Genomic DNA, 13,593 nt, shown 5'->3' with positions numbered 1-13,593 from the left:
CCGGTTGGCATCAAGTTGCCGCTCAAGGTCACAGATCACCGGCCGAAATAACAAATGACAACAAAGCCCTCAAGGAGCCCTCGATGCGCCAAAACCTGCCTGTGACCAACCGTGAGTACGACTTTCCGGCCAACGCGACCCTGATGTCGACGACCGATCCGCAAAGCCACATCACGTATGCGAACGACGCGTTCGTCTCGGTGAGCGGCTTCAGCCGTGAAGAGATCGAGGGCAACCCGCACAACATGGTGCGGCACCCCGACATGCCGCCCGAGGCCTTCGCCGACATGTGGGCCACGCTGAAAAGCGGCGAGCCGTGGACGGCGCTGGTGAAGAACCGGCGCAAGAACGGCGACCACTATTGGGTGCGCGCCAACGCCACGCCGGTGATGCGCGACGGCCGGATCACCGGCTACATGTCGGTGCGAACCAAACCCTCGCGAACGGAGATCGAGGGAGCCGAAGCGCTCTATGCCGGTTTTCGGAGCGGAAACGCGAACGGCTTGCGCTTCCGAAAGGGGCTGATCGAGCGTACCGGGCTGATGGCCTGGTCCTCGGTGATGCAGACCATGCCGGTTCGCTGGCGGATTCGCTCGGCCATGCTGCTGGCGTGGCCCGCCGTCGTGGTGAGCGCCGCCGTCTTCGGTGGCATGCCGTGGTCGTCGCTCGCCGCATTCGGTGCGGCCTCTGCGGCCTGCCTGGGGCTGGCCACGTGGTGGTTGCAGGCCCAGGTGTCGGCACCGCTCGAGCAGATGCGGGACCAGGCCCTGCGCGTGGCCACCGGCGACTCGACCTCGTCGCTCCACATGAACCGCACCGACGAGATCGGCATGACGATGCGCACCATCGGCCAGTTGGGCCTGATGTTCCGCTGGATCATCGACGACGTGAGTGGCCAGGTGAACAACGCGAAGGTCGCCACGTCGGAGATCGCGCAGGGCAACACCGACCTGAGCGCACGCACCGAGCAGGCCGCCGCGAGCGTGGAGGAGACGGCTTCGTCGATGGAACAGATGACCGCCACCGTCAAGAACAACGCCAGCACGGCCCAGCAGGCCACGCAGCTCTCTGGCAGTGCCAGCACGGCGGCCGAGAAGGGTGGCCAGGCCGTGGCCAACGTCGTGTCGACCATGACCGACATCACCCACAGCTCGAAGAAGATCGCCGACATCATCGGCGTGATCGATTCAATCGCCTTTCAGACCAACATCCTGGCGCTGAACGCGGCGGTCGAAGCGGCACGCGCCGGTGAGCAGGGCCGCGGCTTCGCCGTGGTGGCCAGCGAGGTTCGCAGCCTCGCCCACCGCAGCGCCGATGCGGCCAAGGAGATCAAGCAGCTCATCAACACCTCGGTCGAGAAGGTCGAGTCGGGTGTCAGGATGGTCGACGACGCGGGCAAGACCATGGACGATATCGTCACTCAGGTCAACCGCGTGTCCAGCCTCATTTCCGAGATCGCCACCGCCACGAGCGAGCAGAGCGACGGCATCTCGCAGGTCTCGGAAGCGATTGGCCACCTCGACCAGGTGACGCAGCAGAACGCGGCCCTGGTCGAGCAGAGCACTGCGGCTTCGGAGAGTCTGAAGCTGCAGATGCGGCACCTCGCAGACGCGGTCGGCGTTTTCGAATGAACGTGACGCATTTCAACGCACCGGCAGAACCCCAGGCATCACCATGAACCACCCGATCAAACTTGAGGCCACCGGCGTGGCCGAAGGCGTGCACTCCGCTCAGGCGAACACTGCAGCGATGACCGCGCAGGAGTGGCTCACCTTCCGCCTCGGCGACGAGGAATACGGCATGGACATCCTGCGTGTGCAGGAAATCCGCTCCTACGAGAAGCCGACCCGCATTGCCAACATGCCCGACTACCTGAAGGGCGTCGTCGATCTGCGTGGCGTGATCGTGCCGATCATTGACCTGCGCATGAAGCTCGGCATGCGTGACATGCGCTACGACGGCGCCACCGTCACGATTGTCTTGAACGTGGGTGGCCAGATCGTCGGCACCGTCGTCGATTCGGTGTCCGATGTGCTCGAACTGAAAGCGGACGATGTGAAGCCGTTCCCGGAGATGAGCGCTTCCAGCGAGTCGCAATTCATCACCGGCATCGGCTCGCTGAAGCACGACGGCGCCGAACGGATGCTGATCCTGCTTGACATTGCCGCACTGGTCGTCAGCATGAAGATCGGTTCGTTCGCCGAAGAAGCGGTCGCGGCAGCCTGAACCGGGGCGGAAAACAGGGCACGCGATGTGGCGGGTGGTGTGCATCGGCCCGAGCCCACTGGACCAGGTGCGTCGCGTTGTCGACAAAGGGCCGCTTCACCCTGACCATGGCCGGGTGAACGTGATCGCCACGCAGTTGCGCGCCACCGGGCTCTACGAGTCGGTGACCGTGGAAGGTTCTGCGGTCAAGTCGGCGGTGCTGGCTTCACCCGAACGCGCGCGCGGCGGAGGCCAGAAGACGCCCGCGCCAGAGAAGCCGCTGGACGAACTCCCCTCGGCGCTCGAAGGCGAGGTCACTCCGCCGACTGCCCCACCGACAGACGGAACGTGACGCCATCGGGTTCGTTGCGAACCACTTCGACGCTTCCGCCGTGGAGCTCGAGCACCCGGCGCACGATGTAGAGCCCGAGCCCGTGCCCCACGGGCACGCCCGGGTGGTTGCCACGCGCGCCGCGGCTGAACAGGCGGGGCAGAACATCGCCCGGAATCGCCATGCCGGCATCGGCCACGTCGATGATCAGCGCCAGGGGTTCGTCGGAATCGGCGATGCGCAGTACCACCGGCGATCCGGCGGGGCTGTACTTGAGCGCGTTCGACAGGACGTTTCTGACGGCCAGGCGCATCAGGCTCATGTCCATCGACGCAGTGCGCGTCTCTGTCAGACGCTGCACGCTGATGCGCGGGCGCAGGGCGGCAGGCAGGTCGGTGATCGCCACCGCGACCATCGTGTCGATGTCGGTGTCGATGCGTTCGATCGGGTCGGGCCTGGCCAGAAGCGATGCGACGGCCAGCGTGTTGTCGATGCTGGACAAGACCTGTGCGAGCACGGTCTGCGCCCGCGTGACCCGCTGCGACGCGGAGTTTTCACCCGGGTCCTGCAGGGCCGCCGCGGCGCCCTGCAGCGCAGCCGAGGCGTTGTTGAGCGGTTGCCGAACTTCGTGCGCCATGACGTCGAGCATTTCGCCACGCTCGGTGAGAAGGCGGTCGAGCTCTCGCGCGTTGCGCTCGCTTTGCTGCCGCAGTGCCTGCTCCTGCTCGAACTCTGCTTGCCGGGCGCGGCCTTCGGTGACGTCCTGGAACGCGCCGACCAGCCTGACCGCACGTCCGCCCTGGTACTCGGCTTCGCCGAAGGTCCGGATCCACAGTGCTCGGCCCTTGGCACTGACGAACGGGAGTTCCAGGTCCCACGGCTTGCCCGTGGTGATGGCGACATGGACCGCGTTCCGCACCCGGTCTCGCACGTCGGGCCGGTAGAAGGCGATGCCAGCGTCGAGGCTGGGCTCATAGTCGGCGTCGACCTCGTGGATCTCCCTTGTCTTTTCAGACCAGGTCACCGTGCCCGAGACCAGGTCGACTTCCCAGCCACCGACACCGGCAAGGCGACCGGTTCGATCGAGGAACGCCTGGCTGGCACGCAAGCGCTCGAGCGTCTCGCGCAGCTCGGTGATGTCTTCGAGCGCGCCCACGAAGCCGCACTGCGGGGCGCCTGCGACCACGGCTCGGGCCCGAGATCGAACGCGGCGCACGGTGCCGTCACGACGGATGATCCGGAACTCCATGTCGAAGCCGGCTCCCAGGGCGACAGCATCGAGCCATGCGGTCGTGACCTGCATCCGGTCGTCCGGGTGCAGTGCGTGGAGCCAGGCGTGGCCGAGACTCTCGCTCGGCGCAAGCCCGAATATCTGTTGCCAGCGCTCGTTCGTGTAGGTGCGGGCGCCGTGCTCGTCGCAGCGGTAGACACCGATGGGGTAGGAGTTGGACAGTGCGGCCAGACTGAGCTCGCTGGCGCGAAGGGCTGACCTGAGCCCTTCGATCTCGGCGGCCGGGTCCATCAGACGGCCTGCAGCTGGGCCTTGAAGACGTACCCGACGCGCGACTTCGATTGCAGCGGGACCGCCGTGGGCGTTGCCTTCTCGATGCGCCTGCGAAGGCGGTAGATCGTGGCGTTCAGGCTGTCGGCCACCTCCGTTCCATCGCCCTGGCCCAGGTGGTTGCGAAGCGATTCACGCGACACGGTCTCGCCGTGGGCACTGACAAAGCACTCCACCACCGCCATGTCGATCTCGCTCAGGTCGACACGCGCGCCGTCGGGCGCGAGCAACTGCTGAGCCCGGCGGTCGAGCCGCCATGCCGGGTTGCCCGCACTGGTCGTGGCTGCCCTGCGCTGAACCGCCTTGATCGCGATGGCCACCTGCTCGAATTGCACGGGTTTGGCCAGGTACATGTCGGCGCCAGCGTCGATGACCGACGAGAAGATCTCGGCACCGAGCTGCCCCGATACGACGAGGATGCCGGCGGCGCTGCGAAGGCGAAGCACCTTGATCAGGTTGACCCCGTCCACACCGGGCAGGCTCAGGTCGACCACGTAGAAGTCGAATCGATACGGGTCCGCGTGCAGCAGGAGTTCGTTGCTGTCGGGGAAGACGTCGACGCTCACGTTCAGTTCGCGCAGGAACTGCGCCAGGTATTCCGTGTATTCGCGGTCGTCGTCGATCAGCGCGAGGGTCTTGGGAAGCATGGGCATGCACTCGTCGTCTATGGATCGGCTGATTTCAGCACGCTGCCCTCGGGCCGGAAGTGCGGAAATGCACGTCGAATCGCCCCCAATTCGCGATCGGGCACACAAATCACTCAAGTGCGTCATCGACTGACCGACATCGAGAAAGCGGCGACGGCCACCACGCCGGCGCGCCCGCCCGCGCGAAGGGCATTCGAAGGACAGAAATGAAGACCACTGCAGTTGCAAGGCCGGCGTCGGGGCATGGGCACCGGCCTGGTGCTTCGATCGATGTGCCCCGAAGGAACGCGGCATGCTGACGGCCACCGTGCCCCCCGGCGACACCGCCTTCGCCACGGGAAAGCCAGCCACTCAGGCAAGACTCGGTGCCATCACCCGGGAACTGCACGAAGCGCTTCGCGCCCTCGGTGCCACGCCTGAACTCCAGCGGGTGATCCGCGAGATACCGGACTCCAGGTCGCGGCTCTCCTATGTGGGCGAGATGACAGAGAAGGCAGCGCACCGCGTGCTGAGCCTGGTGGAATCGTCGATGCCCGCATTGACGGCACACGGCGAGCGAGCCGGGAAGCTGGCCGACTTGATCTCGCAGGCGAGCCCCGGGGCAGAGCAGGTTGGTGTCGAGCCGGTGGCGCTGCATTGCGCTGAATTCGCGCGCGACAGCGTGGAGTTCGCCTCGCGACAGAAGCAGGTCCTGAGCGACATCATGCTCACTCAAGACTTCCAGGACCTCTCGGGTCAGGTCATCAAGAAGGTGATCGACATGATCACCCGAACCGAGAGCCAGCTGGTGCAACTGCTGATCGACGAAGGCCATGCCGAGGTGCCCGATGCAGTGCCTGAACCCGGCCTGCAAGGCCCGCAGATCCCCGAAGCCGCGATGGCGCAGGGCGACGTCGACGACCTTCTGGCTTCGATGGGTTTTTAGAGGGCGCCCTTAGGCGACGCCACGCCCCTGGCCAGCAACTCGGCGGCCCTTTGCGGCGTGAACGAGACCACCGGCACCTGCAGCAACTGAGCGACCACGGCGGCGGCGATCACCTCGGGTTCCTTGCCGTCGATACCGGGAACGCCGATCGGGCAGGTCATCCGTTCGATGGCCTCGGCCTCGACGCCGCGCTGCTCGAAGCGGTGGATGAAACGCTGGCGTTTGGTCTTCGAGCCGATCAGGCCGAAATACGCGAAATCGCCACGCTGCAGGATCGCTTCGCTGATGCGCAGGTCGAGATCGTGCTGGTGCGTGAGCACGAGGTAAAACGCGCCCGCCGGTGCGCCGCGCACTTCGGCTTCGACCGCATCGACGCAGACCTTGCGGATGTGCTCCGGCCACGGCCCGCCGTGGGGATAAAACTGCGCCGGGAATTCTTCTTCGCGCTCGTCGATCCAGTCGACCACCACGTTCAGCGGCGCCAGGGCACGCACGATCGCGCGGCCCACGTGGCCGGCGCCGTAGAGCTGCAGGTGAAAGCGCGGCGGCTCGACCGGCCAGCGCGCGAGCGCTGCCGCGTCGAGCGGCGCGTAGGCGAGCGTCACCGCACCGCCGCAGCACTGGCCGAGTGCCGGCCCGAGCGGGTAGTGCTCGGTGTGCGCGTGCACGTCGTCTTGCGCGAGCATCGCGCGGGCCAGTGCGATCGCCTTCAGTTCGAGGTGGCCGCCACCGATGGTGCCGGCGGTCTCGGTCGAAGACACGAGCATGCGCGTGCCCGATTCGCGCGGCACCGAACCGCGCGCGTCCAGCACCTCGACGACGACGGCCCGCCGGCCCGTGGCGAGCCAACTGCCGGCGAGCGCCCGCCATGTCGACATGGGCGTCAGCCCGCCTGCACCGCGGTGATCGCGCGCAGGATCGCTTCGCTCGTGGCCGGGGCCGAGAGTGGCGGGTCGGTCTTGTGATCGCCCACCGCCGACACCGCGTCGCGGATCGCGAAGAACACCGAGAACGGCAGCAGCAGCGGCGGCTCGCCCACGGCCTTGCTGCGGTGGATGCTGTCTTCGACGTTCTGCCCTTCGTAGAGCTTCACGTTGAACACCGGCGGGCAGTCGTTCGCGGTCGGGATCTTGTAGGTGCTGGGCGCGTGTGTGGTGAGCTTGCCGCTGGTCGGGTGCCACACCAGCTCTTCCATCGTCAGCCAGCCCATGCCCTGGATGAACGCGCCTTCGACCTGGCCGATGTCGACCGCAGGGTTCAATGACTTGCCGGCGTCGTGAAGGATGTCGGCGCGCAGCAGCTTCCATTCGCCGGTGAGCGTGTCCACCACCACCTCGCTCACCGCCGCGCCGTAGGCGAAGTAGTAGAACGGGCGGCCGAACATCTTTTCCTTGTCCCAGCTCAGGCCGGGCGTGGCGTAGAAGCCGTCGGACCAGAGCTGCACGCGGTCGAGGTAGCCTTGTGCGACCACGGCGCTGAAGGGCAGGGTCTTGCCGTTCACTTCGACCTTGTCGTTGGCGAAGCGCACGTCTTCCGCCTTTCCGCCGTGGTGACTCGCCATGCAGGCGGCGAGGCGCTCGCGGATCTGCCGCGCCGCGTCTTGCGCCGCCTTGCCGTTCAGGTCGGCGCCCGTCGACGCAGCGGTGGCCGAGGTGTTGGCCACCTTCTGCGTGTCGGTCGCCGTGACACCCACGCTCTCGAAGCTCACGCCCAGTTCGTGCGCCACCACCTGCGCCACCTTGGTGTTCAGGCCCTGGCCCATCTCGGTGCCGCCGTGGTTCACGAGGATCGAGCCGTCGCTGTACACGTGCACCAGCGCGCCGGCCTGGTTGAAGTGCTTGACGTTGAACGAGATGCCGAACTTCAGCGGCGCGAGCGCAATGCCACGCTTGAGCACCGGGCTCGTGGCGTTGAACTGCGCGATGGCAGAGCGCCGCGCAGCGTAGTCGCTGCTGGCCTCCAGCTCGGCCGTCAGCTCGTGCACGATGTTGTCGGTGACCACCTGGCCATACGGCGTGACGTTGTTCGTGTCCTTGCCGTAGAAGTTGGCGCGCCGCACCGCCATCGCGTCGCGGCCCAGCTTGCGCGCGATGGTGTCGAGGATGTTCTCGATCGCGATCGCGCCCTGCGGCCCGCCGAAGCCGCGGAACGCGGTGTTGCTCTGCGTGTTGGTCTTGCCCGAATAACCGTGCATCGCCACGTCGGGCAGCCAGTAGGCGTTGTCGAAGTGGCACAGGGCGCGCGTCATCACCGGGCCCGACAGGTCGGCCGAGTGGCCGGCGCGCGACACCATCGTGATCTCGGCGCCGAGCACCTTGCCCGCATCGTCGTAGCCAACTTCGTACTCGTACCAGAAGCAGTGGCGCCGACCCGTGATCAGGAAGTCGTCGTCGCGGTCGAGGCGCAGCTTGACCGGGCGCTTGAGCTTCGCCGCAGCGATGGCGGCCACGCACGCGAAGATCGCCGACTGCGATTCCTTGCCGCCGAAGCCGCCGCCCATGCGCCGGCACTCGACCTGCACCTGGTTCGCGTGCAGCTTCAGAGCGTGGGCCACCAGGTGCTGCATCTCGCTCGGGTGCTGCGTCGAGCAGTGCACATGCATGCCGCCGCTTTCCTTCGGGATCGCGTAGCTGATCTGGCCTTCGAGGTAGAACTGTTCCTGTCCGCCGACGTCGAGCGTCGCTTTCAGGCGGTGCGGGGCTTTCGCGATCGCCGCTTTCGCGCCGCCTTCGTTCGTGCTGCGGACGAGGTGCATCGGCGGCAGCACGTACTGGCCTTTGGCGTGCGCCTGCTGCGGCGTGAGCACCGGCGGCTCGGTGGCAATGGTCAGCACGTCTTTCGCCTTGGCCGCAGCGCGCCGTGCGGCGTCGCGCGTTTGGGCGATCACTGCGAACACCGGCTGGCCGAGGTAGCGGATCTCGCCGTCGCACAGGATCGGGTCGTCGTGGATGATCGAACCACAGTCGTTCGGGCCGGGAATGTCGGCGGCCGAGAGCACGGCGACCACGCCGGGCAGCACGCGGATCTTGTCGAGCGCGCTCGCCGTGAGGCGGCCGTTCGCCACCGGCGACAGGCCGAGTGCGCAGTGCAGCGTGCCGGCGAGCTCGGGGATGTCGTCGATGTAGGTCGCTTCGCCGGCCACGTGCAAGTGCGCCGATTCGTGCGGGCGGCTGATGCCGACGCGTGCGCCGGCGCTGACGGCCTTCGCTTCGGCGCTTTCGTCGATGCGGGCGGCGGCGTTCTTCAGGTAGTCGGCGAAAGCTTCGCCGGGTTGCAGCAGGATGGGGTCGACAGGCTTGTTCATTCGAGCCTCCTCAGGCGGTGGCGGCCGAAGTCTGGTGCGGCATCACGCTGAACACGCTGGTGGCCGAGGCCGGCAGCGGGTTCTCGGCGCGTGTTTCGAGCCAGAAGCGTTGCAGCAGGTTCTGCGCGACCTGCAGGCGGTAGGCAGCGCTGGCACGCATGTCGGACAACGGCTTGAAGTCTTGCGCCAGCGCGGCTTTCGCGGCGTTCACGCTCGCCTGCGCCCACGGCTGGCCGACGAGCGCGGCTTCGGCCAGTGCGCCACGCTTCACCGTGGCGGCCATGCCGCCGAAGGCGAGGCGCACGGTCTTCACCACGCCTGCGTCGAGCTCGATCGACAGGCCCGCGCACAGCGCCGAGATGTCGCAGTCGAAACGTTTGCTGATCTTGTAGCCGCGCACCTGTCGCGAGGCCACGGCGAGCGGCACCGCCAGGCCTTGCACGAACTCGCCGGGTTCGAGGTGGTTCTTCATGTAGTCGATGTAGAAGCTGTCGAGCGGCATGCGGCGCACCCGCTCGCCCTTGCGCAGCTCGATCTGCGCATCGAGCGCCATCAGGATTGGCGGCGAGTCGCCGATCGGCGAGCCGTTGGCCACGTTGCCGCCCATGGTGCCGGCGTTGCGGATCGGTGGCGAGGCGAAGCGCAGCCACACGTCGGTGAGCGTGGGGAACCGTTGCGCGAGCGCGGACCAGGCCGCCTCGAGCGACACCCCGGCGCCGATGTGGAGCTCGCCGTTCTGTTCGGCGACACGCTTCATCTCTTCGACTTCGCCGACGTAGAGGATGTCGCCGAGCGGGCGGAACTGCTTGTTGACCCACAGGCCCACGTCGGTCGAGCCGGCGAGCAATTGCGCCTTCGGTTGGGCTTCGCGCAGCGTGGCGAGTTCGGCCAGCGTGGCGGGGGCGAAAAAACGATCGGTGCCCGCGCCCGCGGCGTAGCTGAAGCTGTCGGAAGTCTCCATGCCCTTCAACGCGGCCAGCACCGGCGCGGTGTCGAGCGCCACGGCGGGCAGGTCGAACATGCGCTGCCCGGCGTCGAGGATCGGCCGGTAGCCGGTGCAGCGGCACAGGTTGCCCGAGAGCTCGTCGGCGAGCTGCTGGCGCGTCGGCTGGCTGCTGTTGTCAGTGCGGCAGGCCTGGTGGTGTTCGTAGGCCGACCACAGCGACATCACGAAGCCCGGTGTGCAGAAGCCGCATTGCGAGCCGTGGCACTCGACCATGGCTTGCTGCACCGGGTGCAGCTTCTCGGCGTTGAGGGCCTTCAAGTCTTCGACCGTGAACAGCGCCTTGCCGTCGAGCGTGGGCAGGAACTGGATGCAGGCGTTCACGGTGCGCAGGCTCAGGCCGCGCACGGCGGCCGGGTCGCCCGGCGCCGCCGTTTCGCCGATCACCACGGTGCAGGCGCCGCAGTCGCCTTCGTTGCAGCCTTCCTTGGTGCCGGTGCAGCTGGCGTCTTCGCGCAGCCAGTCGAGCACGGTGCGGGTGGGCGTGGCGTCGGTCACTTCGACAACGGCACCACGGTGAAAGAAACGGATCGGGCGGTGTGGCATGGACTCGCTTCGCTGGGTCAGTCGGTGATGGCCGAAACTTAAGCGCATCCGGCCTCAGGTGTATACAACGAAATCCATACTGCCTATCATGCAATTCATATGACGCAGCGTGTGGACTTCGACAAGATTGAGCTCTACCTCATTCGGGTGCTGAAGACCTTGATCACAGAACGCAGTGTCTCCCGGGCCGCCATGCGATTGCACACCTCGCAGCCCGCCGTCAGTGCCCAGCTGAAAAGGCTGCGGGCACTCACGGGCGACCCGTTGCTGGTGCGTTCGGGCAACCACATGGCGCCCACCGAAACAGCGCTGCGCCTTCTGGAGCCCGCCACCCGTCTCTTGCAAGATGCGGACCGGCTGTTCAGCCCGCACGCCCACCAGCGTGCTTTCGAGCCGCTGGCAAGCAGCAGCACTTTCCGCATCGCGGCCAGCGACTACCTCGACCCGCTGTTCCTGCCCGAGCTGGTGGCGCACCTCAAGCGCGTGGCGCCGAAGGTGCGGCTCGACCTCATGCCGCTGTCGGGCGAGTTCGACTACCGGCGTGGCCTGGCGGCCGGCGAGGTCGACCTGGTGATCGGCAACTGGCTCAAGCCGCCCGAAGAACTGCACCTGGGCCGGCTGATGAGCGACGAGATCGTCTGCCTCGTCGCCGAAGACCACCCGGTGGTGCGCGCCGCGCCCACGCGCGCCTGGTCGCCCGAACGGTACCTGGCCTGCGAGCACGTGGCGCCCACCCCGCTGCACGCCAACGCGCCCGGCGTGATCGACGAGCACCTCGCCTCGCTCGGCGTGACACGCGACGTGATGGTGCGCAGCGCCCACTTCGGGCTGATCCCGTTGATGGTGGCGCAGAGCTTGCTGGTGCTGACGACGGGCAGGCTGTTCTGCTCGCGCTACACCGACAGCCTGCCGGTGCGCATCGTGCGCTGCCCCGTGCCCTTTCCGCCCTTGACCTACTACCAGCTCTGGCACGACCTGACCCACGCCTCGGCTTCCGGCCGCTGGCTGCGCGAGCAGGTGCGCGACGTCGCCCGCAACCTCGCCGGGCACGGCATGCTGCAGCGCAGCGCGCCGGCCGGTGGAGCGCTCGACGCATGAACATGTCCACCACGCCAGCACGGGTCGCCTTGCGGGGCGACCTGCTCGACTTCACGGCCGCGCCGGCCTGGGGCGAGGTCGATTCGCGGGCGGTGCGTTTCCGCCCCGACCACTGGCTGCTGATCGAGAACGGCCGCATCACCGGCGCACAGGTCACCGAGCCTGACGCCAGCTGGATGCGGCAAGACCACCGCGGTCGACTGATCCTGCCCGGCTTCATCGACACCCACGTGCACATGCCGCAGCTCGAGGTGATCGCGAGCTACGGCACCGAGCTGCTCGACTGGCTCAACACCTACACCTTCCCGGCCGAGACCCGCTTCGCCGACCCGGCGTACTCGCAAGCTGGCGCGGCGCTGTTCACCGATGCGCTGCTCGCCAACGGCACCACGTCGGCGGTGGTGTTCCCCACGGTGCACAAGGTGTCGGTCGACGCGCTGTTCGGCCAAGCGAAGCAACGTGGCATGCGCGTGATTGCCGGCAAGGTGCTGCAAGACCGCCACTCGCCCGACGGCCTGCGCGACGACGTGGCGCAGGCCGAGCGCGACTGCATCGAGCTGATCGAACGCTGGCACGGCGTCGACCGGCTCGCCTATGCCGTGACCGTGCGTTTCGCACCGACCAGCACGCCCGAACAGCTTGCGATGGCCGGCGCGCTGTGCGCCGCCGACGCCAGCCTCTACATGCAGACCCACGTGGCCGAGAACCGCGCCGAAGTCCAGTGGGCGCGCGAGCTGTTCCCCGAAGCGCGCAGTTACCTCGACGTGTACGCCCGCGCCGGCCTGCTGCACCCGCGCAGCGTGCTGGCCCACGGCATCTGGCTCGACGACGCCGACCGGGCCGCGCTGAAAAGCAGCGGCGCGCAGATCGCCCACAGCCCGTCGTCGAACCTGTTCCTCGGCAGTGGCCTGTTCGACTGGCGTGCCGCCCAGAACGCCAGCGCCGCCGTCAGCCTGGCGAGCGACGTGGGCGGTGGCACCAGCCTGTCGATGCTGCGCACCCTGGCCGACGCCTACAAGGTGCAGGCGATGGCCGGCCAGCGCCTCACGGCGTGGCAGGCACTGCACGGCGCCACGCTCGGCGCGGCGCAAGCGCTGCACTTGGGCCACGAAATCGGTTCGCTCGAAGCCGGCCGCATGGCCGACGTCTGCATCTGGGACTGGGCCGCCGGCCCGGTGGCCGAGCGTCGTTTGAGCGTGGCCCGCAGCCTGCATGAAAAGGCCTTCGCCTGGATGACGATGGCCGACGACCGCAACCTCGTGGCGACACTCGTCGCCGGCGTCGCACGCTTCACGCGTGGCGGCGCGAAAACACAAACTGCCTGAACGTCATCGAACTGGAAGGACAAGCCACCATGCTCCGCCTCGAACTCGTCAACATCAGCAAGCAGTACCCGGCCGTGAAGGCCAACGACTCGGTGAACCTGCGCGTCGAGCCGGGCGAGATCCACGCCGTGCTCGGCGAGAACGGCGCCGGCAAGTCGACCATGATGAAGATGATCTACGGCGCGGTGCGGCCCGACGAAGGCGAGATCCGCTGGAACGGCCAGGCGGTGAACATCCGCAACCCGCAAGAGGCGCGCACGCTGGGCATCAGCATGGTGTTCCAGCACTTCAGCCTGTTCGACACGCTCACCGCGGCCGAGAACGTGTGGCTCGGTCTCGACAAGACGCTCACGCTCGCCGAGGTGACGCAGCGCATCACCAAGGTCGCCAAGGAATACGGGCTCGAAGTCGACCCGCTGCGGCCGGTGCACACGCTCTCGGTCGGCGAACGCCAGCGGGTCGAGATCGTGCGCGCGCTGATGACGAACCCGAAGTGCCTGATCCTCGACGAGCCCACTTCGGTGCTCACGCCGCAAGCGGTCGAAACGCTCTTCGTCACGCTGCGCAAGCTGGCCAGCGAAGGCACCAGCATTCTCTACATCAGCCACAAGCTCGACGAGATCCGCGCGCTGTGCCACAACTGCACGG

The 13,593-nt window shown here is 67.3% G+C and carries 12 protein-coding genes; 7 read left to right on the top strand and 5 right to left on the bottom strand.

Annotated elements, in window-relative coordinates:
* The first annotated feature begins 83 nt into the window (after positions 1-83).
* The 3 genes from AC30PD_RS03175 (at position 84) to AC30PD_RS03165 (ending at position 2,557) form a co-directional block, all read left to right on the top strand.
* Positions 84-1,631 (top strand): methyl-accepting chemotaxis protein, encoded by a 1,548-nt coding sequence (locus tag AC30PD_RS03175; RefSeq protein ID WP_489534191.1) that lies wholly within the window; start codon positions 84-86, stop codon positions 1,629-1,631.
* Positions 1,632-1,674: 43 nt separating this feature from the next.
* The gene (locus AC30PD_RS03170; RefSeq protein WP_489534190.1) at positions 1,675-2,226 is read left to right on the top strand and encodes a chemotaxis protein CheW; all 552 of its coding nucleotides are present in this window, start codon (positions 1,675-1,677) and stop codon (positions 2,224-2,226) included.
* A 115-nt stretch (positions 2,227-2,341) separates the two neighbouring features.
* On the top strand, positions 2,342-2,557 hold the full coding sequence (locus AC30PD_RS03165) for a hypothetical protein (protein ID WP_489534189.1): 216 nt from the start codon (positions 2,342-2,344) through the stop codon (positions 2,555-2,557).
* On the opposite strand, the gene AC30PD_RS03160 is transcribed toward AC30PD_RS03165, so the two are convergent.
* Together AC30PD_RS03160 and AC30PD_RS03155 are read right to left on the bottom strand one after the other, a co-directional pair.
* Positions 2,520-4,058 carry a PAS domain-containing sensor histidine kinase gene (locus tag AC30PD_RS03160; protein ID WP_489534188.1) on the bottom strand — a complete coding sequence of 513 codons (1,539 nt, stop codon included), beginning with the start codon at positions 4,056-4,058 and terminating at the stop codon, positions 2,520-2,522. The two genes, AC30PD_RS03165 and AC30PD_RS03160, sit on opposite strands and share 38 nt — an antisense overlap.
* Positions 4,058-4,750, bottom strand: a complete 693-nt coding sequence (locus AC30PD_RS03155; protein ID WP_489534187.1) for a response regulator transcription factor — start codon at positions 4,748-4,750, stop codon at positions 4,058-4,060. The genes AC30PD_RS03160 and AC30PD_RS03155 overlap by 1 nt, the downstream gene beginning before the upstream one ends.
* A gap of 286 nt (positions 4,751-5,036) precedes the next feature.
* Here AC30PD_RS03155 and AC30PD_RS03150 point away from each other — a divergent pair, with 286 nt between their 5' ends.
* Positions 5,037-5,669: a protein phosphatase CheZ gene (locus AC30PD_RS03150; RefSeq protein ID WP_489534186.1), complete on the top strand. Its 633-nt coding sequence runs from the start codon at positions 5,037-5,039 to the stop codon at positions 5,667-5,669.
* Here the strand turns inward: AC30PD_RS03150 and xdhC are convergent.
* From xdhC to xdhA, 3 genes are read right to left on the bottom strand one after another with little or no spacing between them, the layout of a single operon-like run.
* Positions 5,666-6,547 (bottom strand): xanthine dehydrogenase accessory protein XdhC, encoded by an 882-nt coding sequence (xdhC, locus tag AC30PD_RS03145; protein WP_489534185.1) that lies wholly within the window; start codon positions 6,545-6,547, stop codon positions 5,666-5,668. The genes AC30PD_RS03150 and xdhC overlap by 4 nt on opposite strands.
* 5 nt (positions 6,548-6,552) lie before the next feature.
* On the bottom strand, positions 6,553-8,973 hold the full coding sequence (gene xdhB, locus AC30PD_RS03140; RefSeq protein WP_489534184.1) for a xanthine dehydrogenase molybdopterin binding subunit: 2,421 nt from the start codon (positions 8,971-8,973) through the stop codon (positions 6,553-6,555).
* A gap of 10 nt (positions 8,974-8,983) precedes the next feature.
* Positions 8,984-10,522: a xanthine dehydrogenase small subunit gene (xdhA, locus tag AC30PD_RS03135; RefSeq protein WP_489534183.1), complete on the bottom strand. Its 1,539-nt coding sequence runs from the start codon at positions 10,520-10,522 to the stop codon at positions 8,984-8,986.
* A 99-nt stretch (positions 10,523-10,621) separates the two neighbouring features.
* Here xdhA and AC30PD_RS03130 point away from each other — a divergent pair, with 99 nt between their 5' ends.
* The 3 genes from AC30PD_RS03130 to AC30PD_RS03120 form a co-directional block, all read left to right on the top strand.
* Positions 10,622-11,620: a LysR family transcriptional regulator gene (locus AC30PD_RS03130; RefSeq protein WP_489534182.1), complete on the top strand. Its 999-nt coding sequence runs from the start codon at positions 10,622-10,624 to the stop codon at positions 11,618-11,620.
* The gene (gene guaD / locus AC30PD_RS03125; protein ID WP_489534181.1) at positions 11,617-12,945 is read left to right on the top strand and encodes a guanine deaminase; all 1,329 of its coding nucleotides are present in this window, start codon (positions 11,617-11,619) and stop codon (positions 12,943-12,945) included. The genes AC30PD_RS03130 and guaD overlap by 4 nt, the downstream gene beginning before the upstream one ends.
* A 29-nt stretch (positions 12,946-12,974) precedes the next feature.
* A partial coding sequence (locus AC30PD_RS03120; protein ID WP_489534180.1) for an ATP-binding cassette domain-containing protein occupies positions 12,975-13,593 on the top strand: 619 nt, incomplete at its 3' end.

The sequence above is a fragment of the Rhizobacter sp. genome (genome assembly GCF_032229685.1).
Taxonomy (GTDB): domain Bacteria; phylum Pseudomonadota; class Gammaproteobacteria; order Burkholderiales; family Burkholderiaceae_C; genus LMDS01.
This window is presented reverse-complemented; position numbering and strand designations above follow the sequence as displayed.